This is a genomic window from Leptolyngbya sp. GB1-A1 (genome assembly GCF_039962475.1).
Classification (GTDB): Bacteria; Cyanobacteriota; Cyanobacteriia; order Elainellales; family Elainellaceae; genus Leptolyngbya_A.
Window position 1 is genome coordinate 383,819 of sequence record NZ_JAMPLI010000002.1, and the last position, 25,872, is coordinate 409,690.

Sequence of the window (25,872 nt, forward strand, 5' to 3'; positions counted from 1 at the left end):
CCAAAAAACTTGCAAAAGAAAAAGGGCGAGTCGATCGCCCCTTGAATGGTTAATGCATACGGTGTAGGTATCGTGTAATTGAACCGTGCAATTGAACGCGGATGAATAGCTTGTCGCGATCGCGCTATTCGATCACCCCGACAACTGGAGCCGCTTCGGGTCGCGAGAACCTCGGAAGTAAGCTTTTTGCGTAGATCTGGGGATTTCGCTGAGCAATTTGGCTATAGGACTGATTGAGTCCGGCATTTACTGCCACAGTCTTTGCGTCGTACATCTGGGTTGCCAGCTTGGGATAGAAGCCAATGCCAATCGTCAGCACCAGGAAGCAGGCAGCGATGAAGACTTCACGCGGTTTCGCGTCGCTAAAGACCGCATCCGCAGGCAAAACGCAATTCGTGCCAAAGCAAACCACTTCTTGAGTGCCCGCCGCCGCCACACCCGCTCCACTAATATCACAGGAAGGCGGAACGGTGACACCATAGAAGACCTGACGCAGCATCGAGAGCAGATAAACCGGAGTCAGAATCAGTCCGATCGCCGCCAGAATCACCGTCACGGTGCGGAAAGTGGAACCGTAGACATCACTGGTTGCCACGCCAACAAAGACCGAAATCTCGCTGACAAAGCCGCTCATGCCAGGAAGGGCTAGAGATGCCATTGATGCCGCTGTGAACAGGGCAAACACTTTGGGCATTGCCTTACCAATCCCGCCCATTTCCTCCATTGCCAAGGTGTGGGTGCGATCGTAGGTCACGCCTGCCAGGAAGAACAGAGCTGCCGCAATCAAACCGTGGGACAGCATTTGCAGCATTGCGCCGCTAATTCCGACATCGGTAAAGGAAGCAATGCCCAGCAGCACAAACCCCATGTGCGAAATTGAGGAATAGGCTAACCGCCGCTTCATATTGGACTGAGCGAACGAATTAAACGCACCGTAGATGATGTTTACCACGCCCAGCACTGCCAGAATGGGGGCAAAGTAAATGTGCGCTTCGGGCAGCAGTTCCAGATTCAGGCGAATCAAACCATAGCCGCCCATCTTCAGCAGCACGCCTGCCAGAATCATTGAGACGGGAGCAGATGCCTCACCGTGAGCATCCGGTAGCCAAGTGTGGAGGGGAAAAATCGCTAGCTTCACACCAAAGGCAATCAGCAAACCTGCATACAGCAGCAGTTCCAGCGTCAGCGGATAGTCTTTCAGACCCAGCTCCGCCATGTTGAAGGTAATGTCTGTGCCGCCATACAGACCCATTGCCAAACCCGCAACCAGGATGAAAATTGAAGCGGCTGCCGTGTAAAGGAGGAATTTCGTTGCCGCATAGCGTCGTCTTTGCCCGCCCCAGATCGAAACCAGCAGATAGACGGGAACCAGCTCAATCTCCCACATGATGAACAGCAGCAGGATATCTTGAGCCACGAACACGCCAATCTGTGCGGAGTACAGCACCAGGAGCAGGAAGTAGAAGAGTCTTGGCTTGCGATCGACCTGCCAAGCGGCAAAGATCGACAGCGTAGTTACAAATCCAGCCAGAAGAACCAGTGGGGCAGAAATTCCATCAACCGAAACTGCCCAGTTCAGACCTAACTGGGGAACCCAGGAATAGCTTTCTGCGAGTTGAAACGTTGCACTGCTCGGATCGTAATGCTTCCAGAAGGCGTAACACGTTAAAGCAAAATCTGCGAGACCTACGCCCAGGGCATACCACCGCAACTGCTTGCCGTTTTTGTCGGGCAGCACGGGGATGAGGAGGGAAGCTACGAGGGGGAGCAGGACGATCGCAGTTAGCCAGGGAAAATGATCGGCTGTCATGGTAATGAGCAAAAATACTTACCTTTGTATGTCGCTATTCTACTAAAGAGTATGTACTTTTGTTCATAAGACTTTACCTTACCTCAATATCAGTTTTATTCGAGGCAAGCAAAAAAGCAGAAAAGCCGGAGCCGGAGGTCTGCTGCTTCATTTGGTGCTTCAGGATGCAATCCAATCCAGTACCGCTAAAACAAGCTCCTCAGCTTGAATGCTCTGTTCCACTGCACACATTGCACAGACCGATACCCCTCCCAGTTCAGGAGCGTGAAATGCGCTGGTGTTATAACCGGGTCCACCGCCGTTATGACCTAACACTAAGCCCCATCTTGATGCTGGATCTCCCATAAGGCCCAGTCCATAGCTCGGTTTGACCCAGCACGGAGACTCTGCCTGAGGTGAATTGCTGGTATCTGGCATCGGAACGGGTGTAAGGATTGCCATCTCTTCAACGCAATGTCCTGGAAGAAGACGATCGCCAAACACAGCATTCAAAAACAGCACAATCTCAGCAGGAGTTGATGCGATCACACCGTGAGATACCCAGCCAGGATGATAGAAGTGGCGAACATCACGAGCTGTTCTATCGGCAGCCAGGGCGCGAGAGAAGGCTGGCGCAAGGGAGGTAAGTTCCGCGATCGATTCTGGTACAAACGTTTGACGTAACCCCAGGGGGCGAACAATGTGATTGAAGATGAGATTGCGAAAGGAAATACCCGTTGCGGCTTCGGCAATGCGTTTTAAGAGCAGATAGCCGGGGTTCGAGTACGCCCAGCCTGTTCCTGGCGCAAACAATAGCCCCTGCTCATAGGTGGCGGCTGCAAACTGGTCAAACGACCAGGGCACGGATGGAGAAGTGCGTACTGCCTCGTGGTAAGCCTGCAAAGAACCGTAGTCTGGAATTCCGGCAGTATGGTTGAGCAGTTGGCGCAGAGAAATGCAATCGGCTTGAGCAATGTTGGGAAACCACCGCACCAGAGGGTCTTCGAGCGATAGCCGTCCTTCCTCCTGCAGCAGAAGCAATAGAGCCGCCGTAAAGGTTTTGGTAATGCTGTATGCCAGGAAAGTAGGCTCATCTGGGATCGAAGCTGGCAGCCAAACTGATTCAGGCTTTGCGCCTGGCTTCAGGGCAACGGCAATCCCGGCAATGCCCCGATCCTGAACCCGATCGTTGAGTATCTGAAATAGTGGTTCCCTCAAGTTAGTCACTGCATCTCTCCCGTTCACCGTTGACCTTATCAGCAGAACCGGAAAAAACTAAAATTGGCTCGATCGCCTTAGCAGCCTCGCTTCTCAGCATGAAAAAATCATAAGAAACGATCGCTAATGCAACCAAGCCACGTTATTTATCTTTTGTTTTCCTTATGCCAGCCCGACTAGCTTCTCGCTCAGAATCCACATCCGCTCGGCTTTTTCGTCATCGCGTGCCTGCGGCGAAACCTGACGAATAAATGATTTGCCGTCTTTCTTCTGGCGGTTGCCCCAGCTCCAATACGCGCCCGACTGACGGTATGCCGGGTCTGCCAGCACCATTGCCACCCGTTCACCGGACAGCTCCTGTGATACATAGCCGCCCGTGACGTATTTTTGGAACAGCGGGAAGATTTTCTGGAACAGCTTGTAGTGGTTGCGGAACAGCGGCGTATCTGCCACACAGCCGGGATAGAGCGAGCTGAAGGTAATTCCGGTGGAATCATGATGACGGCGGTGCAGTTCGCGCATGGTCAGCACGTTGCACACCTTGCTGTCTTTGTATGCTTTGACAGGTTCAAAGGCTTTGCCGTCTGCCATCGTGATCGGATCTTTGAATCCGGCTTCAAATCCTTCAAAATTGCCCAGGTCGGGACGCGGAGGAATTTTGCCGCCCAGTTCATCCGGGTTGTGCGTCACCGTGCCTAAAATGACCAGTCGCTTATCGGACGCGGGGGACTGCTTCAGGTCGTCTAACATCAGATTGCACAGCAGAAAATGTCCCAGATGATTCGTTGCCATGCTCAGCTCATAGCCTTCTGGACTCCACAGCGGCTCTTTGATTAGCGGCATATAGATTGCGGCATTACATAGTAAAGCTTCGAGCGTTCTGCCCGTTGCCCGAAAGTCCTTAACAAACTGCCGCACACTTTCTAAAGAGCCAAGGTCGATATGAAGAATCGTATAGCTATCTTTCGGGATGCCAACGGTTTGGGCAGCATTTTCTGCTTTTGCTAAATCTCGACAAGCCATCACCACGAACCAGCCGCGCTGAGCCATTGCTTTTGCGGTATAAAGCCCAACTCCTGAAGAGGCTCCGGTGATAATCACCGTAGGTTTCTGACTTTGTGACATTCTGTTTAAACTCCGTTGACCGACGTTGACTGTTTCTAGATTCGCATACGAGGGGGGCATTTGAGGTCGATCGTCTCACTGCAAACTGTTAGAAAAAGTAAAGCGATCGACCCGTCAAAGTGCAAATAGCCCTGTCATCTCAGCTCTGATTCAGGCTTGATTCTAAATAAAGGACTGTATCTTTAACCGTTAATAAATATGAAGCGTCGTTTCTCTTAATTTCACTTTGTAAATGATTTTTTGAATCATCGATCGAATTGAGAATTGCTGCGCGGCAAACAGAAGGATTGGAATAATCTTGCAGCCCTAACCATTAAAATCCGAGCGACTCCCAATCCTTCTACAAGACGTTTTGCACCGCGTTTGATAGGGTGTTTGAAAAGTCCTGATTGTCACCCGGACTGCCCTTAGCCTTCTATCCTCGGGAAACCGGGCTTTCTGCCAAGTTTCAAAGCCCCCATTTCCGGGCAACTCAGCGAGCGAGGTAGCACAGGGAACCCTGCTCAAACCCCCCTGACCGATTCTGCCGAAGGTGGTCTATATCACAGCATGATCGGCTGAGGGATGAGTACACTAGCCTCTGAGAAATTGAACTTTTGTAAACTGTGCTACTGCGCTCGCCATGATGGATCCGGCTCTTTGTACTGCTGAGTCTGTCAGCTTGTGGACTCGCTCAACGTCTCTTCTGGTCAGGCTGCTGATGAATCCTCAGTGGGTGCTGCCGCCCCTGATGATCTGGATCATTCTGCCCTGGCTGCTGCGAATTTTTCGGCGCAAATGGCTGTATAGCGGAACGGGTGCGGTGCTGCTGCTGGTTTATCTGCTGCTCGGATCGCCGCTTACGGCAAATTTGGGAGAACGGTTTCTCACCGGGGCATTTCCCGGAGATTCAGGCGAACCCGTTGAGGCGATCGTGATTTTGGGGCGCGGAAGGGAGCTAAGACCCCAGCGTGTTCAGACGGCGGCAGCGCTGTGGCGAAATGATGTGAAGCAGTTTTCCCAGGTGGGTCATCGCGCTCCCCTGATTTTTGCCAGCGGCAGAGGCGATGCCCTAGAAATCGCTGCTATGCTGAAAAAAGGCGGCATTCCTGCTTCAGCGATCGACGGCGAACCCTGCTCGCGCACCACCGAGGAAAATGCTCAATTCACGGCTGCCTTGCTTCAGCCCAGAGGCATTCACCGAATTCTGCTGGTGACAGATTTGCCCCATTTGCGGCGATCGTGGCTCACCTTCCGCAGTTTAGGCTTTGAGGTAATTCCCCATGCCAGCCCCCTGCCGCCGCAATTCCCCGAACGTAAAACGGCATTTCTAGTCGTCAGAGAATGCTTTGGCTTCGTGACTTACGGCTTGCTCGGACGCTACACGCCCCGCAGTGTGACCGAAACTCCAACAGCGATCGTCCAACCTGCTCAGCCCGTTGCCGAAACAGAAGCGTTTTTTCCAGTTGCCATCAGATAAAGCAGTGCCATTCGCACCGCAACGCCGCTTGTCACCTGTTGGGAAATCAGGCTGAACTGCGGATCGTCCATCAGTTCGGAGCTAATTTCGACACCGCGATTCACTGGACCTGGATGGAGGACGCGCACGCCGGGCTGACAGTGCTTCAGCCGATCGAGGGTGATGCCAAACTGCTGATGATATTCCCGCAGACTGGGCAGCAAATGCTGGGTCATGCGCTCCCGTTGAAGCCGCAGGGTCATGACAAAATCGGCATCTTTCAGGGCGGGGCCAAGCGATCGGTGAATGATCAGTTTGCGCGGCAGCGCTGGAGTAGACTCTGATTGTACAAAGTCTGAAAATTGCCTGGGCAGTAGTGTGGGTGGACCTGCCAGGTGAACTTCTGCACCGCTTGCCGTCAGGCTCCACAGGTTCGATCGCGCTACGCGTGAATGCAGGATATCGCCGACGATCGCAATTTTCTTATCCTTCAGCAGCGAAAGTTTGGGCGTTTCAGGATCAATCAGCGTGCAAATGGTAAACAGATCCAGCAATGCTTGAGAGGGATGCTCGTGCTGCCCATCCCCAGCGTTGAGAATGCCTACTCGCGTTTGCAGCCGATCCATTTCTTGCGCGATCGCCAGGGGAACGCCTGCTTCCTTGTGGCGAATTACCATCAGGTCTGCGCCCATTGCCAGGTAGGTTTTTGCCGTATCCAGAATCGTTTCGCCTTTAGTTAGCGAAGACGTACCGGGAGCAAAGTTGAGCGTATCAGCAGACAGTCGCTTTGCCGCGAGTTCAAAGCTGCTGCGGGTGCGGGTTGAGGATTCAAAAAACAGATTGGCAACCACCTGTCCCTGAAGAGCAGGCACTTTTTTGGTGCGTCGAGACAGCACTTCCTGAAAGCTGGCAGCCGTTTGTAGCACCACATCGTACTCAGACGGTTGAAAGTCAGCCAGGGAAATAATGTGGCGGCGCGTCCACCCTGTCGTCATACTCAGTTTCCCCAAGCGGATCTTCAAAATTGTACTGCATGGGGCAAAGACTGTCTGAAAGGACTGTCTAAAAGGACTGCCCGAAAGAACTGTCTAAGAGAGAATTGCTCTAGCGTTTCCGTCCGAAGAGGCTAAAGAGCCCTCTATTCGCTGGCTTTGCTGAGCTATTTGCAGTTGGGGTCTCTAGGGAAATTTTCAGCTTTTCAGCGTAGTACACTGCCAGGGGGTCTTGTGGATTAAACTTGAGGGCTTGCCGGAAGTGAACTTTCGCCATGCCTGCCAGGTTTTGCATCAGGTATGCTTTCCCCAGCAGCGAATGAAATTCAGCTCGGTTTGGCTCCAGCCGGATCGCATCCCGCAGTTCTGCCACTGTCTGAGACCAGTTTTCCTTTCTGCCGTACTCCCGCGCTCGCTGGTAGTGTCGCTGAGCGTAGTTATCTTCGGTTGCGTTTATTTCTTCTTTAAGAGCCGCCTTGGTCGGACGCTCGATCGGCGCGGAAATAATTCCAGTCCGTTTTTCGAGAATCAGGAGTTCGCCCATTTTGAGATACAGATAGATGAGATTTAGCTCAGTGAGCTGTTGGGTCACAGACTCAAAATCACTGAGCGGTAGAAATTGCGATTCAGACAACCGGGTGACTGCCTGCTCATAAAAGACATCAACCTGGGGCACGGGCGTTTTGATCAGGCGTTGTCCCACTTCCGTCTGGGGCAAGAGTGGTTCGTCTTTATTAATACGGCGTACCCGGAAGCGCAGGGTTGCCACCATATCGGCTCTGCCTTTCTCCTGCTTGAGCTGCTGATAGGCAGGGTTAACCAGACGAGCTAGCAGTTGAGTCGCAAAGTTTCGATCGCTGACCGACTGAGTATAGCTATCGGGATGAAGCAATTTTGCGATGGTGCGATATCGCTTCAAAACTCGGCGATCGTCTGAAGTCACGGACAGACCCAGAACCGCATAGGGATCTGAAAACTGCGTCAGCCAGTCAGGGGAGAAAGAAGTCTGCGACATGGAATCGATTCTCGGATAGTTGAGATGCAATAAATGGAAGAAGCAGTAGAAATTCCAAAAATGGATTAGGAAAAATTGATGAACTGATTGCTATTAAGTAAGTCTGACTCCTGTTTCGCTCACCTGCCGACGATCGATCAGCCGTCGTGCTGGCAGCATATCCAAATCAAGGAGCTGAACAGACTCGCAACAGCCGCCAAGCTAATCCAGTAGATGCAGAAGACCCTTTAAAGGCGCAAATCAGAAACGACCCTAGAAGAACAGCTTGAGTAAAGCTTTAAGTCGTGCGATCAAACCACCCCAAATTCAGCAAAAGACACGGTTAAGTCAAGCAACACTGATGCAGTGGGGATACCGGGGGCAAAGTCAGCAGATGTTTTTTAAGATGCGCGACCGTAATGACTGAATACGCCTGGTGAGAGGCAATTAAGGCAATCATGCTTCAGAAAAGGATGTAAATCGGCAGTTTCACAATTTAACTTTTCGACTTTGCTTTTTCGATGACCCTAATTCACACACTACAGGCTAGGCTTCACGGCTCAGGCTGCCCTCGCAGATGCAGGTTTAAAATGAATTTTAAGATTTTGTAGATTGCCCTTGCAAATTACGCTTGCTGTAAATATTTGCTGTAAGAACTTTCAGCCCACAAGGTAAATTGTTAATTCAGCAATAAATTAGTTTTTTACAGACGATGCTTTAGACCATCATTGTTTCAGACCATCATTTTAGACAAGCACTCCTCCTAAGCAGCATAGTAACCAAGTGTATTTACCGAGCGGATTTACCGGGTAGACACTTATTGGATAGACCACTTACTGGGTAGACTTAGTGGGTGGAACCACTGAGTGAACTTTGCTTGGTATTTCCGTATCTTTGCGTAGTCTACAACTCTTTATTCCTGCATGACACGCCTGATCCAGAAATTTACTGTATCTTTAGAATGCAAATCTGCCTAAAGGCTTGATCGGTGCGCATTTCCAGGGATAACTCTGTCAAGTAGGCTGAAGAATACGGAGGAATGGACGATCGATTCGGATGTTTATTTTGTCTCTGCTCAGCGTTATAGAATGGCAATTCTTGTGACGCGATCGAAACTTTTGATGAACTTGCAGTATTTTCTGGAAGACTTAACTTAAAGGCGAGTTTGCTCCATGCTGAAAAAACCGAAAGACCGTCGCGTTGCTGCCTTGCTGGCACTGGCTGGAGCCGTCTCCCCCATCTCTGGCTGGCATAAGTTCTACCTGGGACAACCGGGCTGGGGCTGTCTTTATTTCACCCTATCACTAGTCAATCCCTGGAATCCGATTCCCCGTATTGCCAGTGTGATCGAGGCAGTCTGGTACCTGTTTCATGGGGAACATGTGGAATCGAGTTTATCGCTTTCCCTGCCCTCCCCCCGCTTCGATCGCCCTTCTAACTCAGCCGCAATTCATCCACAGCAGGTCACGGCATTTGGCGATGCGCTAAGAGAGCTGGACACCCTACGGCAAGAAGGACTGATTTCGGAATACGAATTTGAACAAAAGCGGCGACAGTTGCTCGATGCCAAGTAGCTCCCCTTTCGGGGCGATCATGCCTGGATACTGCCTCAGACAATCATCTTAAATCTGAAGATTCAGAAGATTCAGAGGAAAGCAAGCAATGGGACTTTCAGACTGGCTCAATGGTGTGACGCAGGGCAAACCGCTGCAAAACGCGCTGCACCCCCTTCGATCGCGCCTGCTCAACGATCCCTACTACCGAATGCAGTCCCTTGAAGAAGTGCGCCTGGCTGCCGCTCTAGGGATTCGGATCGACGTGAATCAAGCCTCGGTAGACGACTGGCTGCGCCTGCCCGGACTCTCGATTCATCAGGCTCGATCGCTCGTTGCCCTGACCCAATCCGGCGTTGCGTTTCACTGCCTGGAAGACATTGCCGCAGCCCTCAACGTCCCCCTTTCCCGCCTCCGCCCTCTGGAACCTGTGCTGCAATTTTGCTATTACGCCCCCGATCGTCCTGATGCCCTTCCTCGCCTCAACGCTAATACTGCTACCTTAGAGGAACTTATGCGCCTGCCCCCGATCGACACCGCCTTGGCGAGGGCGATCGTTCAACACCGGCAATCTCACCCCTACCGCAATCTCCCCGATCTCCAGCAGCGCCTCCATCTTTCCCCCCAGCGCACCGCTGACCTGATGCACTACCTTTTCTTTTAACCCCTCATCTTTTAATCCTTCGTCCCCTCACCCACTCTCCATTTCCCTATTCCAAAAAACATAAAGAAGTATCGACCTTTCCCCCCAAACCTTTGTCATCTGCGCCACGATAGATCCAGAAGTCATTCAGACAAGGCTGGACATGATTGAACATGATGTGGTGATCGTCGGGGGAGGACTGGCAGGATCGCGAGCTGCGGTAGAAATTGCTCGCACCGATCCCCGTCTCAGTGTGGCAGTCATTGCGAAAACCCACCCGATTCGATCGCACTCGGTCGCAGCACAGGGCGGCATGGCAGCAACCCTAAAAAACGTAGACGATCAAGACACCTGGGAAGCACACGCCTTTGATACCGTGAAGGGTTCTGATTATCTGGCAGATCAGGATGCAGTCGAAATTCTCACCCGTGAAGCTCCTGATGTGGTGATCGACCTGGAGCACATGGGCGTGCTGTTTTCCCGATTGTCAGACGGACGTATTGCCCAGCGAGCTTTTGGTGGACATTCCCACAAACGCACCTGCTACGCCGCCGACAAAACCGGACACGCCATTTTGCACGAATTGGTGAACAACCTGCGCCGCTATGGGGTTCACATTTACGACGAATGGTACGTGATGCGCCTGATTTTGGAAGAGGGACAGGCAAAGGGTTTAGTCATGTTCCGCATTCGGGACGGCAAGCTGGCAGTCGTACGAGCAAAGGCAGTAATGTTTGCGACGGGCGGCTACGGGCGCGTTTACAACACCACTTCTAACGACTACGCTTCCACAGGAGACGGACTGGCAATGACTGCCGTCGCCGGGCTGCCGCTGGAAGATATGGAATTTGTCCAGTTTCACCCGACAGGTCTTTATCCGGTAGGGGTTCTCATTTCAGAGGCAGTCCGGGGGGAGGGCGCATATCTCGTTAATAGCGAAGGGAAACGCTTTATGGAAGACTATGCTCCCAGCCGGATGGAGCTTGCGCCACGTGATATTACTTCCAGGGCGATCGCCAGAGAAATTCGGGCTGGACGCGGCATTCACACCGACGGCAGCGCAGGCGGACCCCTTGTGCATCTGGATGTGCGGCACCTGGGTAAAGAAAAAATCATGAGCCGGATTCCGTTTTGCTGGGAAGAGGCGCATCGTCTGGTCGGCGTAGATGCGGTCAATCAACCGATTCCGGTTCGTCCCACAGTGCATTACTCGATGGGCGGCATTCCCACTAATACGGAGGGACAGGTTCGCAGCAGTGCCGAGGGCTTAGTCGAAGCCTTTTTTGCGGCGGGAGAGACTGCCTGTGTTTCGGTGCATGGGGCAAACCGTCTGGGCAGCAATTCGCTGCTGGAATGTGTGGTGTACGGTCGTCGAACCGGAGCAACGATCGCCCGCTACGTGCAGAATCGCAAACTGCCCGAGGTTGATGAGAAAAAGTACATCACGCAAGCAGAACAGCAGATTCAAGCCCTGATAGCGCAGCCCGGAGAATATCGAATCGACCAGATTCGGCAAAGGTTCCAAGACTGCATGACCGAATACTGCGGCGTATTTCGCACCGATGCCCTGATGCGGGAAGGACTGAGCCAACTTCAAACGATTCGGCAGCAGGCACAGCGAGTTTATCTGGATGACAAAGGCAAACTCTGGAACACCGAACTGATCGAAGCTCTGGAACTCCAAAGCCTGCTGATTGTGGGTGAAATGATCCTTACCAGTGCCCTCAATCGCCAGGAAAGCCGAGGGGCACACTCACGAGAGGATTTTGTCGATCGCAACGACACCGATTTCCTCAAACATACTCATGCATACTTCTCGTCCGCCGGAATTGATATCCGCTATCGTCCGGTTACGATTACCATGTTCCAGCCACAGGAGCGAAAATACTAGCAGTTAAGGGCAGAAGGTTGTTTGATAAGGCGCATGAGCCGTTAATTTACCAAAGTCCTTCTGCTCTCTCCCGGCTAAAAACCAGCGTATCTCGCGGAGTCGAAGCCAGATTCGGACGTATCATCGCGCGAGGTACAGTTTTCTCGTATTGCAAACTGCTTTTCTCTAAAACCCTTGCCGATGCTCGGTTATCAATATCGCAGGTTGCCCAAATGCGATCGACATCTGGTAAGTTCATCAACCAAGACATGACAGAATGAACCGCTTCGGTTGCATAGCCCTGTCCCCAGTATTTCCGATTTAGCACGTAGCCAAAATCCGCCTCAGACTGCTCAATTCGACATGATATTGTGCCAACTGCTAGATCTTCTGGCTTAACGGTTATTGCCCAGCAAAACTCTTTGCCTGTATTCCAGGAGCAAATACACTGTTCTAGAAAAGCAACTGCATCTTGAATAGCGGTATGGTTGCGCCAGATCATATACCGGGTTACTTCAGGATTGCTGCCATACTCAAAAACCGCTTCAGCATCGCTAAGCAGCAAACGACGGAGGATAAGGCGGTTTGTAATCAGGGTATGCGGAGATTGAATCACGTTTCACTTTTTATTAGCTTGTAGTTCAATTCAAGATGCTTATTCAAATTTCCGTAAATAGAGCTACAGATTCTGAAAACTGTTTATGAACTAGTTCCACAATCGCATGAAGCGATAACTGAAGTATCTTGCTCCTGTTCGCGCAGCCATCTCAAGAACGATGCTCCCATTAGGAAAAGTAACGACGATAAGTGCGGCAAAAAGCTTAAAAAACTCTGTTATTTCTTAAACAGGATAATCCTTGAAATGTAGTTTCAACGGAGCTATAGCATTCTTTAGGCTGTCTATCGGCTCTTTATTGCTATTTTCCAATTTATTCCGCGTTCTATTTCCGCATCTTTTCCCCAAAAAATACGTGTTCTACCTGCAACGCGTTCGGGTTGAATGACACGACCTTATCAATTTCTGAAGCGATCGGTTTAATTTCTTAGGGAGTTCGCGTTGATGCAACAGTCTCAAGAATGATGTTGACCATCAGAAATTATCACTATGATGAGCGAAAAAAGAATGAATGGAAAAAATAGATGGGAGAAAACCGTGAAAATTTTTGTTATTTCATTTGTTATCCCATGAGGATGAGACAACATGAAAGTTGGCGTTATTTCTGACACTCACGGTTTAGTTCGTCCTGAGGCGATCGCTGCCCTGGCAAATTCTGAGCTAATCCTTCATGCCGGAGATATTGGCAAGCCCGAAGTGCTGGAGGAATTGAAAACGATCGCCCCCGTGATCGCTGTGCGTGGCAATAATGACAAAGGAGCGTGGGCAAACGCTATTCCCGAACGGGAGACGATCACGATCGAAGGGCTGTCTGTTTATTTGCTGCATATTGCAACTGAACTCGACTTCAACCCCATCACGACGGGGGTGCAAATTGTGATTAGTGGACATTCTCACAAGCCCAGCATTCAGAAGTTGAACGGAGTTCTGTTTCTTAATCCGGGCAGTGCCGGACCCCGTAGGTTCAAGCTACCTGTGACGATCGCCCAGCTTCAAATTATAGGCACATTGGCTGAGGCGGAAATTGTGCCGCTCGATGTCTAGGGATTGTCCCTTTATGACGGTCGAAAATCGCGCAGCATTTTGCCTAATTCCATGCCGTGTGCCTCTTCCTGACCAATCATCGTGCGGGCAAATTCTTCAAGATAAATGCTGGCATCTTCCACAACTTCTAGAAGCTGTTTGTAAAGTGCAAGAGCTGCTTTTTCATGATTTACACTTTCCAGCAAAATATCGTAAATTTCGTGTTTATAAGTTTCTTCGATCGGCGCAATTTTCAAACTGGGATGTCCGTTTAATCCCGTAATAATTTCACCTGCCTGCTGAGCATGAAGCAGCGATTCGCTTGCCTGAGCTTTCAGAAATGCGACGATCGGGATTCGATTCGGTCCAGTTACCATCAGCGAATAGTGCGTATAGCGAACCACGCCTGCTAATTCGGCTTCGAGAATGGCATTGAGGGTGTTAGTGGTAGCCTGGAGATCAAGTTCTTTCATAAGGCGAATCCCCCTTCCGGGAACTGTGAAGCAATCGATTTTACGTCATACCGATTTAAGTAACAAGCGCAGGCAGTTAAGACCGGAGTAAAAGACGGCTTCTTTTCTAGGCTGTGGTTTTCGCTTGCACTAACTTAGGAATGAGAATCCTTCTCAATTGTACAAGCTGATATTTTTCATAAAATGCAGCTTGCGGCTGATTTCAGCTTGAATCCCCCATAGAAAAGGGAAGAATTGAATCAACAACTCCTCCCTAACGTGCGCCCTAAACAGGTTTTCGATCCGGTTATTGCAAACGATGTTGCGAATTGATCAACCGATCGTGAAATTAAATGTGCCGTTTGTCGTTAGCAAGCCATCGCTGACGCTGAAGCCAAAGTTGTCAGAAACGATCGAAGTGTCGTAGAAGAAGAGGCGGTCAATCAAAGCGGAACTCCCTCCACCGATCCAGGCAGCATTGTTGCCCGAAACAACAGGTATTCCCTCAACAGCTGCACCCCCAACCAGATCCTGGGAATTGCCTGCAAGGATGTCATAAACTGCTGCTTTGAAGCCGCCTCCTGATGTGTTGGTATAGCCAACTTTGTTGCCGTCAAAGCTCGTCACATCAGCAGTAGTTGTAGACGGAGGAATAATTCGGGTTGCGGCTCCGCCGATCGTGAACAAATAAATTCCGTCGTTGGTTCCGCCTGTTGTACCGCTGCGTTGGAAGACAATTTTTGAACCAGAGATGAGCGGGTTAGTATCGTCGTCTGCACTGACGTTAATTGAACTGACTCCGCCTGATGTGGTAACGTCTGCATCATATAAAATATCGGATTCAGTTGAGTTCCGACGTTCCCAGGTTACAGCGGAACCCGAAATCTGCGCTCTGCGATCGGTATAAGCAGAGTTTCCAACACTCAGTTGAGTTTGCGTTGGTCCTAACGTCGCCAGATCATAATAAAAAATTCCATCATCTGCGTTTGTCGATGCGCCTGCGATATTATCGCGCTGAAACACTAGTTTGGAACCAGATAAAGCAGGATCAATATCGTTTAAGGTTATGCTGTTGTTAACTGCTCCCGAAGCTCCATCGCTGAGCCGATAGTACCGAATATCATGCTCTCCTGACGGATACCTCCGTTGCCAGACCACAAAGCTGTCCGAGATTCTGGCGTTCGTGTCTGCTAGCGGATTGTCACTCAGGCGTGTGGTTGCTCCAGATGTACCGTTGTATAAGTAGATTTCAGCATCTGTGCCTGTGCCGCTCTCCCAGACGACATTCGAGCCAAAAATTTTGGGCGCACTATCTTCTACTGTGTTGTCACTGAGTTGAGTGATCGCTTTAGTTATGCCGTTGTAAAAGAAAATTTCTGTGTCCCCAGTGCTGTCCTTTGCGCCCCAGACTACATTAGAGCCAGAAATCTGTGGGAAAGCATCGCTAGATATTTGTCGACCTGCATTAGGAATGTCCTTGGCAGAGTTTTGCTTGTAGGTCAGCTTGTTGGTGTCAATGTCAGTCTGCGTGAAGGCACTTCCCACTCCAAGCGGGGTTCCGTTAAGGAAGAGCGATCCAGAAGCAGGCAAACTGGTGACACGATACAAAAGCTGGTCTGCGGTTTGCTGCGTGTCGCTAGAGAACAGATTGGTTCGTCCGATCGTCCCCGTTCCGTTCCGGCTGACGATTAGTGCCGTGTTAGTGCCGATCGTTGGCGCAGTATTGGTTGGAATTCCGCCACCCGGAGTTCCACCACCCGGAGTTCCACCACCCGGAGTTCCACCACCCGGAGTTCCGCCACCCGGAGTTCCACCGCCCGGAGTTCCACTTCCTGGAATTGGTGTTGCGGCAACCTGGAGCTGATAGCCTGTACTCGCTTCCTTCGTGTTTAGCCGAATATAGAACGTGCCTGCATCCAGCGTGGTTTTAATCGATTCTGACAAGCGATCGGCTCGGCGAGAAGAGGCAATGACTTTGCGGGTGCTATCGAGTAGCGACACATCAACATTCGATCGCAGCTTTTTCAGGCTTAAATCCAGGCTGCTGCGGCTGGTCAGATTGAACTTGAAGAAGTCGCGGGGATCACTACTGCCGCCGATCGTTTCTCTGCGCGTCTTTGGACCCGTTGCCAGATTCAGCGATCGGGCAGAGAGCAACGTATTTCCAGAATCTTGTGCCATAGAGGGCTTCTCTTCCATAAACTCCTGCTTTTGTCAACAGTTCAGCTGGGGATTCTTCCGGAAATATTTACAATCCTTGATTTTGTGATTGAAGATACAAACTGCTGGTCATAAAAAAATCGCCCTTCAGAACTTAGATGAAGGACGATCGATCATTTTTGGCAGAGCTTTTAAACCGCTGCCTGCTGACGCTGATACAGCGACCAGTAGAGTCCCTTTTGCTGAAGCAATTCATCGTGTTTGCCCCGCTCAACAATCACGCCCTTCTCCATTGTCAGAATCAGGTCAGCTCGTTTGAGGGGCGAAAAGCGGTGGGCAATCATAAACATCGTGCGTCCGGGAGAAACCCGCTTCAGGTTTTCTAAGACTTGCTGTTCGGTTTCGGCATCGAGGCTGCTGGTAGCTTCATCCAGAATCAGAATCGGCGCAGTCGAGAGAAACAGTCGTGCCAGAGTAATTCGCTGCCGCTGTCCACCTGAAAGCGAGGTACCACGTTCGCCCACATTGGTTTCGTAGCCGTTGGGCAGGTCGCAAATAAAGTCGTGTGCCACAGCCAGCCGCGCCGCTTCCACCACCTGTTCTGCGGTGACTTCCGGGTTGCCCAGCGTAATGTTCTCCAGGATTGTGCCGTTAAACAAAAAGTCTTCTTGCAGTACGACGGCAATTTGAGGACGCAGCGACGCCAAATCCGCACTTTTGACATCAAATCCATCAATCAAAATTCGCCCGCCTTCGGGCTGATAGAGCCGCTGAATCAGCTTCGATAGCGTACTTTTCCCGGAACCGCTTCGCCCCACAATACCGACAAACATTCCCGGTTCCGCATCAAAGGAAATGCCGCGCAAAATCGGCTCCTGCGCTTCCTGGTAGCGGAAAAACACCTGCTCAAAGTTGACCTGACCTCGCAGCGGCGGCAGCATTAGTCCGGTTCCCGGTTCTGCTTCCGGTGCAACATTGAGAATATCGCCAATCCGATCGACCGCGAGCAGCACTTCCTGTAAACTCTGCCAGAGCTGCACCAATCGCAGCAGCGGACCCGTCACCCGACCAGACAGCATTTGGAAAGCGACTAATTGACCAATCGTGAGTTCCTGCTTGATTACCAGATGCGCCCCAAACCAGAGAATCAGCAGGGCAGAAAAGCTGGTGAGAAAATCGCCGACGTGGTTGCTGATATTTGCCGTTGTGGCTGCTTTGAATCCGGTACGAACAAAGCGGGCGTAGAGTCCTTCCCAGCGATCGCGTGAGGTTTTTTCTGCTGCATGTGCCTTCACCGAATGAATCCCTGTGATCGTTTCCACCAGGAAAGACTGGCTATCCGCGCTTCGGTTAAAGGTTTCATTCAGCCAGGTTCGCAAAATCGGCGTAGCGATCAGCGTCAGAATTGCAAACAGCGGAATCGCCGCCAGCGCAACCCCGGTCAGGGTCGGGCTGTAGTAAAACATCATCACCAGATAAATCACGGAGAAGATGCTGTCCAGCACCACCGTGAGAGCCGTACTGGTCAGAAACTGACGGATTTCCTCTAGCTCCTGCACCCGCGCCACTGTATCCCCAACTCGACGCGCCTCAAAGTAAGACAGCGGCAAGCGCAGCAAATGGCGGAAAAGCTGAGCCGACAATGCCATATCCAGGCGGTTTGTCGTGTGGGTAAAGATGAACATCCGCAGGATGCCCAGCAATGCCTCAAAGACTGCCGCTCCCAGCAGCGCGAACACCATCACGTCCAGCGTAGGAATGCTGCCCTGCACCATCACTTTGTCGATAATGACCTGAGTGACGACGGGCGTAACTAGACCCAAAAGCTGAAGCGTAAACGACGCAATCAAAACTTCGGTCAGCAGCGTCCGAAACTTCCAGACAGCGGGCAAAAACCAGCCCAGGTTGAACTGTTCCTGCTTATGAATTAGCTCCGCTTGCCAAAGCTGCCCATCCCAGGATTCTTCGACCAGCGCACGTGGCACGGTTTCACAGGTGCGCCCCGGATTCATCGGATCGCCAATAATTAGACGATCGCCCCGCACGCCATAAGCCACGACCCAGTGTTCCGGCTGCTGCCACTGTAATAGAGCCGGGAATTTGATTTGCCGCAGATCCGTCCAGTTGCCAATCAGCAGGCGGCGAAGCTGAAACCCCGCTTTTTCTGCCCCGTCGATCACATTTTTGGGACGCCGACCGCGCAACTGTCGCTGCATCCATTCCAACTGCACGGGCGTATCGAGGTGCTGTGCCAGCATTGTGAGACTGGCGGCGGCGGTATTCAAGCCCGCAACAAACGGATAGCCGGAAATGGGCTGGGGCGCGGCGGAATAGTTCGGCTGATAGCGCGATCGTACCGATGCCCAAAACTGCCGTAGCTCCGTTGTATTGAGCAATTCCCAGTCCGACTGGCTCCACTCGGCAACCACCACTGCTTTATCGGCGGCTCTGGCTTTCCACTGGTCGGTCAGGTGCAGCAAATCGCCAAACCAATCCCCTGCTTTTAGCAGCACCGGACTGCCCTCGCTGGGAACCAGCCGCACTTTGCCCGTCAGCACCACAAACTGACTGCCCGGCGTTTCCGTAGACCAGATCACTTCGCCCAAATTACAGGAGCGGGTCTTGGCCCGACCTTTAAGCAAAAGCTGCTGCTCTGGATTCAGCCAGGAAAGGGGCGGATTTTGCCAGTCGAGATTGGCAAGCAGGTCATTGGTAATCATGCATTCACCTGAATCTTAATTGGTAGCGTTTGCATCTTCTCGCCCAGCCATTGTTCAAACAGCTCATCCTGCAAGCTCTGATGAAGCTGCGGATCGTCGAGCGTTGCCGGAAGCAGTGCCTCCACGCGAAATAGCCCCCAGCGTTCTTCCATGCCGATCGGACCCACGACCTCTCCTGGCTGTGCCAGATCGATCGCCGCCCGCAGAATATCGGGCATGGTGCCGCGACTGACCGGACCGACCATTCCATTCATCAGGCGATCGTCCGTGAGCGAATAGTCTTTGGCAAGCTGCTCGAAGCTACTACCTTCCTGCAACTGACTCTTTAATTCCTCTGCCAGTTCCTTATCTGCAACAATAATTCGGGAGAGAACGACGCGATCGAGGAACACCTTGCGTCCGATAAAGTATTCCTGCAATTTCGGCTCGGTGATGTCGTCTTTGAGCTTTTTCAGCCGAAAATTGGTCGCAAGCTGAGTGTGGAACGCTTCATAGGTCAGCCCGTGTTCGTTGAGCCACTGCTGAAACTGGTTGGGGTCGGTCAGCTGGTTTTGCAGCCGGAAGTCGATCACGGCTTGTTCGATCGCTACCGAACTCATGGCTTGTTGGCTTTGCGCTTGAAGCTCGCGCTCGATCACAAATTGCCGCACAATATCACCAATAAAGCCGTCTAGTTTGCGGCTTGCCTGTAAATATCGAAAGATTTGCCCGATGGTGATGGGCTGTTCGTCAATCGTCAGAAAGGGTTCGGATGTCATGCTCATCCTAATAAAGCGTCATAGCTAACCCATTATGCCCAAATCCACTCGTCCTCATACAAATTTCAAAGTTTGGTTAAGTGGATCTACTTGACCGGGGTCTAATCAATGAGTGGTTCTACGGAATAGCCAAAACTCATCTGCTTCTTTTCTCCGGCTCTCCCTCCTAGCAGGCAAAAATCAGTTTTGTAATCGATATTTGTAATCGATCGCTAAAAAACTTTACCTTCCTCTGATCTCCAGAACCCATAGAATAAGAAGACTTAAAATTTAGTCAGTTGAAACAGCGACTTCTAGCAGGGAAAACTAGCGGGGAAAACCGATGTCTGATCGCCCGATTATTGTTGGCATTGTCGGAGATAGCGCAGCCGGAAAAACTACTCTGACACGTGGCATCGCTCAGGTATTGGGCGAAGAAGATGTAACTGTAATCTGCACCGACGACTACCACCGCTACGATCGCCAGCAGCGGGCAGAGCTGGGAATTTCTGCGCTCCATCCGGACTGCAACTATCTCGACATTATTCAGCAGCACCTCAGCCTGCTCCGCAGCGGACAGCCGATTCTGAAGCCGATTTATAATCACTCGACGGGGATGTTTGATCCGCCAGAGTACATCAAACCCAGCCGCTTTGTAATTGTTGAAGGGCTGCTCGGCTACTCGACACGCGGAATGCGCGATTCTTACGATGTCAAGGTTTATCTTGCGCCCCCGGAAGAGCTGCGAACTAACTGGAAAATTAAGCGAGACACCCGCAAGCGCGGCTACACCGAAGAGCAGGTGATGGATCAGATGCGTAAGCGAGAATCCGACTCGGAAGCTTTTATCCGTCCGCAGCGACAGTGGGCAGATGTCATCGTATCGTTTTACCCTTCCAATAGCGGCACTCCGCAAGACGATTTGCTGCTGAATGTACGGCTGGTGTTGCGCCCGACCATTCCCCATCCTGACTTTTGCAATATTCTGCCCTGCGGTGCTCCAGTTAGCTCTGCAGTGCGCCTCGGACTCGATCGCGATATGGGTAAACCCGTAGACCTGCTAGAAATTGACGGTCACGCTACCTCAGAACAGGTGCAGCAGCTCGAAAGAATGCTCTGCAACGAAGTGCCTTACCTGGGTAAGTTTTGCAGCATTGCAGGCAGCGAATCGACGATCGGCAAAGTCGTCGGCACTACGGGCGAAACGCTCCAGAGCTATCCACTAGCGATTACCCAGCTCCTGATCACCTACCACATGCTAAAGGCACTCAACCTTTAAGCTCCGCAAGTTCCCCTACTTCTTCCGGCAAAAAACACAATGAATTGGCAGCTAATCTGGTAGCGGAGGGAGTGGCAGTTCTAGCGGAGGCAGCAGAGGCAGCGATGAGTAGAACACGATTCATCGAATATTTGCTCAGCTAAATTTGTCAGCTAAACTTGACATCAATCGGCAAATACAAGTCTAGATGGAGATGGCAAAAGATTTTGGTTCTCTGGTTCCCCGCAGTGGCTTAGCTGGGCTGTGGGATCGGCTTATTGGACCGGGTGCTACCCCAGCCGAAAATACTTTAATCGTAGTCAGCTCTATTGCGGGTACGTTTGGGGCTGTACTGCGACTTTGGTGGCTAGGGTTTGACCCCCTGCATCTCGTTATAGGAGCCATCCTCAGTTTTGACATCCTTGGTGGAGCCGTTTGCAATGCAACTGACACTACAAAGCGATGGTATCACCGACCTGAAGTGACCTGGGTTCAACACCTTGCCTTCGTCCTGCTCCACCTTACCCATGTAGCGATCGTCTCGTGGCTTTTTCGAGATTCGCCTCAGTTCGACTGGCATTATTTTGGCTTGATTAGCTCTTACCTGCTTATTGCGACCTTAGTTGTAGTGTCTGTCCGCAGTTACCTTAAACGACCGATCGCCGCAGGGCTATATCTAGTTGTCATTGCGATCGAACTGTACGGGATTAGCCCAACGCCGGGCATAGAGTGGTTTATTCCGACCCTGTTTCTGAAGCTATTGATCGGTCATCTCGTTCCTGAACAGTTGCAGAGCCCTAGGATGCCTTAGCGGAGCGGAGCGCATTACTCCTCAAAAGCCAAAAAGCTTTTACTCGTCCGCTAAATTATACGCTCCAGGCTTGCGCCGCTGCTTTGCGGGTGTTCGGGTCATTGAGTTTTCGGTTATGAAATCCCTATCGCGGATACTTCTGCATCAGTTCACGCACCTGCTCCGCATGATAGGAACTGCGCGTCAGCGGCGACGAAACCACCTGCAAAAAGCCAATCGCTTCCCCAAACTTGCGCCATGCGTCGAACTGCTCCGGCGGCACAAACTCCTGAACGCCTAAATGCTTCTGGCTGGGCTGGAGATATTGCCCGATCGTCAAAATGTCGCAGTCTACCGATCGCAAATCCTGGATCACCTGCCGTACTTCTTCGTCAGTTTCGCCTAAGCCCACCATGATTCCTGACTTGATGTAGACCGACGGAGCACTCTGGCGCGACTGGCTCAAAACTGCCAGCGATCGGGCATAGTCTCCTTGGGGGCGCACTCGCCTGTAGAGCCGGGGAATCGTTTCGGTATTGTGATTGAGAACTTCTGGCTTCGCCTGCAAGATCAGTTCCAGTGCAGTCCAGTTGCCGCACAAATCGGGAATCAGGACTTCGATTGTCGTTTGGGGAGAAACCGATCGCACCGCCTCAATACAGCGAACAAACTGTGATGCACCGCCGTCGGGCAGATCGTCCCGGTTCACCGAAGTAATTACGACATGATTGAGCCGCATTCTTCGCACTGCTTCAGCTAAACGATCGGGTTCGCTGGGATCGAGTGCCTTCGGCTTTTTCTCAAAGTCAATGTCGCAGTAGGGGCAGGCTCTCGTGCAGGCTGGACCCATAATCAGAAACGTAGCGGTTCCAGCGTTGAAGCACTCACCAATGTTGGGACAGGATGCCTCTTCACACACCGTATTCAGTCCCAAATCGCGCAGCACTTCTTTAACGTTACCGACCCGCTCCCACTGCGGAGCTTTAACTCGTAACCACTCTGGCTTAACTACCACAAAAATCCTGGATCGATCGCTAAATGAAACAAATCCATCTTAACAGCAAGCGATCGACCCATTGTTACACTTCTAGACTGGTGGGGCTTATGAATTGGTCACACCGCTGCCAAATTTTTCTTCGTGCTTCGAGATTGCCCAGAGAGCGTGAATAGTTCCGGGAACCCAACCCAGCAGAGTTAGCCCAATATTAATAGCCAGTGCGCTACTGACGCCGTAGGTAAACAAAATTGCCACAGGAGGTAGAACGATCGCCAAAAGGTATTTCAGAATTTTCATTGGTTTTTCTCAACTTGACACTGAATAACCTCATTGTTGGCGATCGTCCTGCAACCTACCTCCTTCATGGGGACGATTATCGGCTTACTACTTTTTGCCGAACCGTTGCGTGATCTAGCACAGGCTGAAGGATGTGACCGTTAAGGGGCACTAAGCCCATTGCCTTCAGGTCTGCTTCAACCATCAAATGCACGAGCTGTTCAAAGGTAACGCTCGGTTCCCAACCCAGCTTAGTTTTTGCCTTGGTCGGGTCGCCAATCAGCAGATCCACTTCTGCCGGACGCAGATACCGCTCGTCAAACTCCACATAGTCCTGCCAGTTCAGATTCACATAGCCAAATGCCAGGTCGAGGAATTCTTTTACAGAATAGGTTTCGCCTGTCGCGATCACATAGTCATCCGCCTGCTCTTGCTGGAGCATCAGCCACATGGCGCGCACATAATCTTTGGCATAGCCCCAGTCCCGCTTAGAGTCCAGGTTGCCCATGAACAGCTTGTTCTGCTGTCCTGCAACGATTTGCGCTAGGGCACGAGTAATCTTACGGGTCACGAAAGTTTCACCACGTCGGGGCGATTCATGGTTAAACAGAATGCCGTTGCAGGCAAATAGCCCGTAGGATTCGCGGTAGTTCACCGTTTGCCAATGGGCATAGACCTTTGCACAGGCGTAGGGACTGCGGGGATAAAAGGGCGTGGTTTCTTTTTGAGGCACTTCTTGTACTTTGCCGTACATCTCGGAAGAACCAGCCTGGTAGTAGCGAACTTCGATTCCGGTACGCTGCTGGTAATCGCGAACAGCTTCAAGCAGGCGCAACGCTCCCATTCCGACAGAATCGACGGTGTATTCGGGGGAGTCAAAGCTGACACGAACGTGGGATTGGGCTCCCAGGTTATAGATTTCGTGGGGTTTAATTTCCTCTAGAATCCGGCGCAGCGTCGTCCCGTCGGTCAGGTCGCCATAATGCAGGAACAGGCGGGCTTGCTCTTCGTGGGGGTCGTCGTAGATATGATCAATGCGATCGGTATTGAAGGTCGAGGTGCGGCGAATAATGCCGTGAACTTCATAGCCCTTCTCGAGCAACAGTTCGCTTAAGTAGGAGCCATCCTGACCCGTAATCCCCGTAATCAGTGCGCGTTTCTGTTCAGTCATGCTGCTTTCTTTTGTATAAGGACTTAGACGATTGGCAAGCTCATCGTTCTCCCGACCGTTTGCTAAACCGGGGGGCAAGCTTGTATTGTTTTCCCAGTCATTTGCCGGGTCAGGCGACGTTTTCTAGGTCAAAGTCGCTTTCTGATAATTATGCAAACCCGTGATCATGCGAACCTGCTGTGATGTCAAAGTAGTCGTCATGTCAAATCCAAGATTGTCATGAACTAGCATTCCCGCAGACAGAGCTTTAATTCCCATCGGCTGTCCGATTCGTAACAGAACCTTGGCGAGAAACAGCTTTCGAACGTCAAAGGTCAACAGTTTGTTGAACTCAAGGTGAACTCAAAGGGAGCTGACCGTACGATCACTTCAGCCACCACTTGAACTATCAGAAGAACGAATTGGCGCTCCTTCTTTGCATTATTTCACGGGATTCAGAAGCATATCCGTATAGTTGGTCTTGAAGGTTTTGTAAGTGATTAATAAAAATTCGGTGAAAGCCCGCCCTGCCCGGAAGCCTACAAAATTCGATACAATCCTAAATCTGGAACACCGCATTGGTTTTCTGATCCTTTTCTTCTATCCTGCTTCTTTTGGTCATGGGTCACACGCTGGTCGTTAAAATTGGCACTTCAAGTCTGGCTCAACCCGACACCGGATTTTTGGCATTGGCGACGATCGCCCAGCTGGTTGAAACGCTCAGCCAGCTTCGGCAGCAGGGGCATGATGTGATTCTGGTCTCTTCGGGAGCAGTCGGGGTGGGCTGTGCCCGGCTAGGGTTAACCGAGCGTCCACGCAGCATGGCCATGAAGCAGGCAGTCGCAGCCGTAGGGCAGGGTCGCTTAATGCGGGTATATGATGACCTGTTTAGTTCGCTTCAGCAGCCGATCGCCCAGGTATTGCTTACCCGCACTGACCTGATGGAGCGCAGCCGCTATGTCAACGCCTACCGCACCTTTCGGCAACTTTTGAAGCTGGGCGTGATTCCGATCGTGAACGAAAACGATACGCTTGCCGTCGAAGAACTCAAATTTGGGGATAACGATACCCTTTCGGCGCGGGTTGCCAGCTTGGTGGGGGCAGATTGGCTATTTTTGCTTACCGATGTCGATCGCCTTTATTCCGCCGATCCGCGTTCCCATCCAGACGCTCAGCCGATTCCCGTGGTGGAAGATATCGAGCAGCTCAGCCAGTTTGTAGAAGTGGGTGACCAGGGCACAAGCTGGGGCACAGGCGGCATGGTGACTAAAATTGCAGCCGCCCGCATTGCCACACTCGCTGGAATCCGCACCGTGATCACCGAAGGTCGATCGCCCCAAAATTTGCTCAAGATCCTTGCAGGAGAGTCGATCGGCACTCGATTTGAGCCGCAGCCCGATCGCGTTAATGCCCGTAAACGCTGGATTGCTCATGGTCTGGTTCCTGCCGGAAAGCTGGTTTTAGACCCAGGGGCGATCGTGGCAATTCGGGATGCCGGAAAGTCGTTGCTGGCGGCAGGAGTGCGCGAGGTAGAAGGCGAGTTCCAGATGCACGATGCAGTGTTACTTTGCGATCGATCGGGTCAGGAAGTGGCGCGGGGCATTGTCAACTACACCAGCGGTGAACTGCAAAAGATTCGCGGCTGTCATTCCGAGCAAATTCCAAAAATCTTAGGCTATGGTGGGGCGGAGACGGTAGTGCATCGCGACAACCTGGTGTTAAGCAGCTAGCCGAAATTCTGGGTAGACGGGTGTGTATGGGGTTGTTTCAGGGCACTCTACAGCAGAACCCCTTTAGAGGGTTTATACTTACCCCAATCGACAGATGAAATCGCTAAAATAGCCATTACTTCGGTTTGCTTTCCAGCTTGAAGGGGCAGTTGCTCTTGGAAAGGACTTCCACCTGTGCTTAAAGAAGCTTCCTTTGATCGAGACAATTTTATTGCTCCATTGGTTCCAACAGTCTCTTTTGAGAATCCGGCGGGTCTCTACGTCGAGTTTTAGCACTTTCAGTCGCAACACTCTAAGCCTGTGAACGACTCAGGATTGAATACAGCCGTTAAACGACCCAG

The 25,872-nt window shown here is 51.5% G+C and carries 21 protein-coding genes; 8 read left to right on the top strand and 13 right to left on the bottom strand.

Features of this window, described 5'->3' with window-relative positions:
* Positions 1-124 precede the first annotated feature (124 nt).
* From NDI45_RS03595 to NDI45_RS03605, 3 genes are all read right to left on the bottom strand, one after another.
* Positions 125-1,810, bottom strand: a complete 1,686-nt coding sequence (locus NDI45_RS03595) for an NAD(P)H-quinone oxidoreductase subunit 4 (RefSeq protein WP_348246351.1) — start codon at positions 1,808-1,810, stop codon at positions 125-127.
* 159 nt (positions 1,811-1,969) lie between these two features.
* Entirely contained in the window at positions 1,970-3,016 is a 1,047-nt protein-coding gene (locus NDI45_RS03600; RefSeq protein WP_348246353.1) for a serine hydrolase domain-containing protein, read from the bottom strand.
* Between the two features lie 153 nt (positions 3,017-3,169).
* Positions 3,170-4,132: a protochlorophyllide reductase gene (locus tag NDI45_RS03605; RefSeq protein WP_190792570.1), complete on the bottom strand. Its 963-nt coding sequence runs from the start codon at positions 4,130-4,132 to the stop codon at positions 3,170-3,172.
* Positions 4,133-4,754: 622 nt separating this feature from the next.
* Here NDI45_RS03605 and NDI45_RS03610 point away from each other — a divergent pair.
* Positions 4,755-5,591, top strand: a complete 837-nt coding sequence (locus NDI45_RS03610) for a YdcF family protein (RefSeq protein WP_242067401.1) — start codon at positions 4,755-4,757, stop codon at positions 5,589-5,591.
* Here NDI45_RS03610 and NDI45_RS03615 read toward each other — a convergent pair.
* Together NDI45_RS03615 and NDI45_RS03620 are read right to left on the bottom strand one after the other, a co-directional pair.
* On the bottom strand, positions 5,543-6,565 hold the full coding sequence (locus NDI45_RS03615) for an aspartate carbamoyltransferase catalytic subunit (RefSeq protein ID WP_190792571.1): 1,023 nt from the start codon (positions 6,563-6,565) through the stop codon (positions 5,543-5,545). The genes NDI45_RS03610 and NDI45_RS03615 overlap by 49 nt on opposite strands.
* Before the next feature lie 109 nt (positions 6,566-6,674).
* Complete coding sequence (locus tag NDI45_RS03620; RefSeq protein ID WP_190792572.1) at positions 6,675-7,577, bottom strand: J domain-containing protein; 903 nt, start codon at positions 7,575-7,577, stop codon at positions 6,675-6,677.
* A 1,151-nt stretch (positions 7,578-8,728) separates the two neighbouring features.
* On the opposite strand from NDI45_RS03620, the gene NDI45_RS03625 reads away from it, so the two are divergent.
* The 3 genes from NDI45_RS03625 to NDI45_RS03635 all read left to right on the top strand — a co-directional run bounded on the left by NDI45_RS03625 (position 8,729) and on the right by NDI45_RS03635 (position 11,643).
* On the top strand, positions 8,729-9,130 hold the full coding sequence (locus tag NDI45_RS03625; protein WP_348246357.1) for an SHOCT domain-containing protein: 402 nt from the start codon (positions 8,729-8,731) through the stop codon (positions 9,128-9,130).
* Between the two features lie 88 nt (positions 9,131-9,218).
* Positions 9,219-9,773: a ComEA family DNA-binding protein gene (locus NDI45_RS03630; RefSeq protein WP_348246359.1), complete on the top strand. Its 555-nt coding sequence runs from the start codon at positions 9,219-9,221 to the stop codon at positions 9,771-9,773.
* Between the two features lie 142 nt (positions 9,774-9,915).
* Entirely contained in the window at positions 9,916-11,643 is a 1,728-nt protein-coding gene (locus NDI45_RS03635; protein WP_348246361.1) for a succinate dehydrogenase/fumarate reductase flavoprotein subunit, read from the top strand.
* A 46-nt stretch (positions 11,644-11,689) separates the two neighbouring features.
* Here NDI45_RS03635 and NDI45_RS03640 read toward each other — a convergent pair whose 3' ends face one another.
* Positions 11,690-12,238, bottom strand: coding sequence for a GNAT family N-acetyltransferase (locus tag NDI45_RS03640; protein ID WP_348246363.1), 549 nt, complete (start codon positions 12,236-12,238; stop codon positions 11,690-11,692).
* Between the two features lie 585 nt (positions 12,239-12,823).
* Between NDI45_RS03640 and NDI45_RS03645 the strand changes: the two genes are divergently transcribed.
* The gene (locus NDI45_RS03645; RefSeq protein WP_348246365.1) at positions 12,824-13,282 is read left to right on the top strand and encodes a metallophosphoesterase family protein; all 459 of its coding nucleotides are present in this window, start codon (positions 12,824-12,826) and stop codon (positions 13,280-13,282) included.
* Positions 13,283-13,293: 11 nt separating this feature from the next.
* On the opposite strand, the gene NDI45_RS03650 is transcribed toward NDI45_RS03645, so the two are convergent.
* From NDI45_RS03650 to NDI45_RS03665, 4 genes are all read right to left on the bottom strand, one after another.
* Complete coding sequence (locus NDI45_RS03650) at positions 13,294-13,734, bottom strand: ferritin-like domain-containing protein (protein ID WP_190793351.1); 441 nt, start codon at positions 13,732-13,734, stop codon at positions 13,294-13,296.
* A gap of 312 nt (positions 13,735-14,046) precedes the next feature.
* Entirely contained in the window at positions 14,047-15,894 is a 1,848-nt protein-coding gene (locus NDI45_RS03655; protein WP_348246367.1) for a cadherin-like domain-containing protein, read from the bottom strand.
* Positions 15,895-16,064: 170 nt separating this feature from the next.
* On the bottom strand, positions 16,065-18,593 hold the full coding sequence (locus NDI45_RS03660; protein WP_190793349.1) for a type I secretion system permease/ATPase: 2,529 nt from the start codon (positions 18,591-18,593) through the stop codon (positions 16,065-16,067).
* The gene (locus tag NDI45_RS03665) at positions 18,590-19,351 is read right to left on the bottom strand and encodes a peptidylprolyl isomerase (RefSeq protein WP_190793348.1); all 762 of its coding nucleotides are present in this window, start codon (positions 19,349-19,351) and stop codon (positions 18,590-18,592) included. Before NDI45_RS03665 ends, NDI45_RS03660 begins: the two co-directional genes overlap by 4 nt.
* 322 nt (positions 19,352-19,673) lie before the next feature.
* Between NDI45_RS03665 and NDI45_RS03670 the strand changes: the two genes are divergently transcribed.
* Positions 19,674-20,609: a phosphoribulokinase gene (locus NDI45_RS03670; protein ID WP_190793347.1), complete on the top strand. Its 936-nt coding sequence runs from the start codon at positions 19,674-19,676 to the stop codon at positions 20,607-20,609.
* Positions 20,610-20,802: 193 nt separating this feature from the next.
* The gene (locus NDI45_RS03675; protein ID WP_348246370.1) at positions 20,803-21,399 is read left to right on the top strand and encodes a hypothetical protein; all 597 of its coding nucleotides are present in this window, start codon (positions 20,803-20,805) and stop codon (positions 21,397-21,399) included.
* 124 nt (positions 21,400-21,523) lie between these two features.
* Here NDI45_RS03675 and lipA read toward each other — a convergent pair whose 3' ends face one another.
* From lipA to gmd, 3 genes are all read right to left on the bottom strand, one after another.
* Positions 21,524-22,393, bottom strand: a complete 870-nt coding sequence (gene lipA / locus NDI45_RS03680) for a lipoyl synthase (RefSeq protein WP_348246372.1) — start codon at positions 22,391-22,393, stop codon at positions 21,524-21,526.
* A gap of 87 nt (positions 22,394-22,480) precedes the next feature.
* Positions 22,481-22,672 carry a YqaE/Pmp3 family membrane protein gene (locus tag NDI45_RS03685; RefSeq protein WP_190793344.1) on the bottom strand — a complete coding sequence of 64 codons (192 nt, stop codon included), beginning with the start codon at positions 22,670-22,672 and terminating at the stop codon, positions 22,481-22,483.
* A gap of 76 nt (positions 22,673-22,748) precedes the next feature.
* Positions 22,749-23,822, bottom strand: coding sequence for a GDP-mannose 4,6-dehydratase (gene gmd, locus NDI45_RS03690; protein WP_348246375.1), 1,074 nt, complete (start codon positions 23,820-23,822; stop codon positions 22,749-22,751).
* A gap of 599 nt (positions 23,823-24,421) precedes the next feature.
* Between gmd and proB the strand changes: the two genes are divergently transcribed.
* Positions 24,422-25,531 (top strand): glutamate 5-kinase, encoded by a 1,110-nt coding sequence (proB, locus tag NDI45_RS03695; RefSeq protein ID WP_190793342.1) that lies wholly within the window; start codon positions 24,422-24,424, stop codon positions 25,529-25,531.
* Positions 25,532-25,872: the final 341 nt, after the last annotated feature.

What these genes read in the sequence shown, in the direction of transcription:
- NDI45_RS03595 (WP_348246351.1), bottom strand. Translation starts at nt 1,810, where the DNA reads ATGACAGCCGATCATTTTCCCTGGCTAACTGCGATCGTCCTGCTCCCC.
- NDI45_RS03605 (WP_190792570.1), bottom strand. Translation starts at nt 4,132, where the DNA reads ATGTCACAAAGTCAGAAACCTACGGTGATTATCACCGGAGCCTCTTCA.
- NDI45_RS03610 (WP_242067401.1), top strand. Translation starts at nt 4,755, where the DNA reads ATGATGGATCCGGCTCTTTGTACTGCTGAGTCTGTCAGCTTGTGGACT.
- NDI45_RS03615 (WP_190792571.1), bottom strand. Translation starts at nt 6,565, where the DNA reads ATGACGACAGGGTGGACGCGCCGCCACATTATTTCCCTGGCTGACTTT.
- NDI45_RS03620 (WP_190792572.1), bottom strand. Translation starts at nt 7,577, where the DNA reads ATGTCGCAGACTTCTTTCTCCCCTGACTGGCTGACGCAGTTTTCAGAT.
- NDI45_RS03625 (WP_348246357.1), top strand. Translation starts at nt 8,729, where the DNA reads ATGCTGAAAAAACCGAAAGACCGTCGCGTTGCTGCCTTGCTGGCACTG.
- NDI45_RS03630 (WP_348246359.1), top strand. Translation starts at nt 9,219, where the DNA reads ATGGGACTTTCAGACTGGCTCAATGGTGTGACGCAGGGCAAACCGCTG.
- NDI45_RS03635 (WP_348246361.1), top strand. Translation starts at nt 9,916, where the DNA reads ATGATTGAACATGATGTGGTGATCGTCGGGGGAGGACTGGCAGGATCG.
- NDI45_RS03645 (WP_348246365.1), top strand. Translation starts at nt 12,824, where the DNA reads ATGAAAGTTGGCGTTATTTCTGACACTCACGGTTTAGTTCGTCCTGAG.
- NDI45_RS03650 (WP_190793351.1), bottom strand. Translation starts at nt 13,734, where the DNA reads ATGAAAGAACTTGATCTCCAGGCTACCACTAACACCCTCAATGCCATT.
- NDI45_RS03655 (WP_348246367.1), bottom strand. Translation starts at nt 15,894, where the DNA reads ATGGCACAAGATTCTGGAAATACGTTGCTCTCTGCCCGATCGCTGAAT.
- NDI45_RS03660 (WP_190793349.1), bottom strand. Translation starts at nt 18,593, where the DNA reads ATGATTACCAATGACCTGCTTGCCAATCTCGACTGGCAAAATCCGCCC.
- NDI45_RS03665 (WP_190793348.1), bottom strand. Translation starts at nt 19,351, where the DNA reads ATGACATCCGAACCCTTTCTGACGATTGACGAACAGCCCATCACCATC.
- NDI45_RS03670 (WP_190793347.1), top strand. Translation starts at nt 19,674, where the DNA reads ATGTCTGATCGCCCGATTATTGTTGGCATTGTCGGAGATAGCGCAGCC.
- NDI45_RS03675 (WP_348246370.1), top strand. Translation starts at nt 20,803, where the DNA reads ATGGCAAAAGATTTTGGTTCTCTGGTTCCCCGCAGTGGCTTAGCTGGG.
- NDI45_RS03685 (WP_190793344.1), bottom strand. Translation starts at nt 22,672, where the DNA reads ATGAAAATTCTGAAATACCTTTTGGCGATCGTTCTACCTCCTGTGGCA.
- gmd (WP_348246375.1), bottom strand. Translation starts at nt 23,822, where the DNA reads ATGACTGAACAGAAACGCGCACTGATTACGGGGATTACGGGTCAGGAT.
- proB (WP_190793342.1), top strand. Translation starts at nt 24,422, where the DNA reads ATGGGTCACACGCTGGTCGTTAAAATTGGCACTTCAAGTCTGGCTCAA.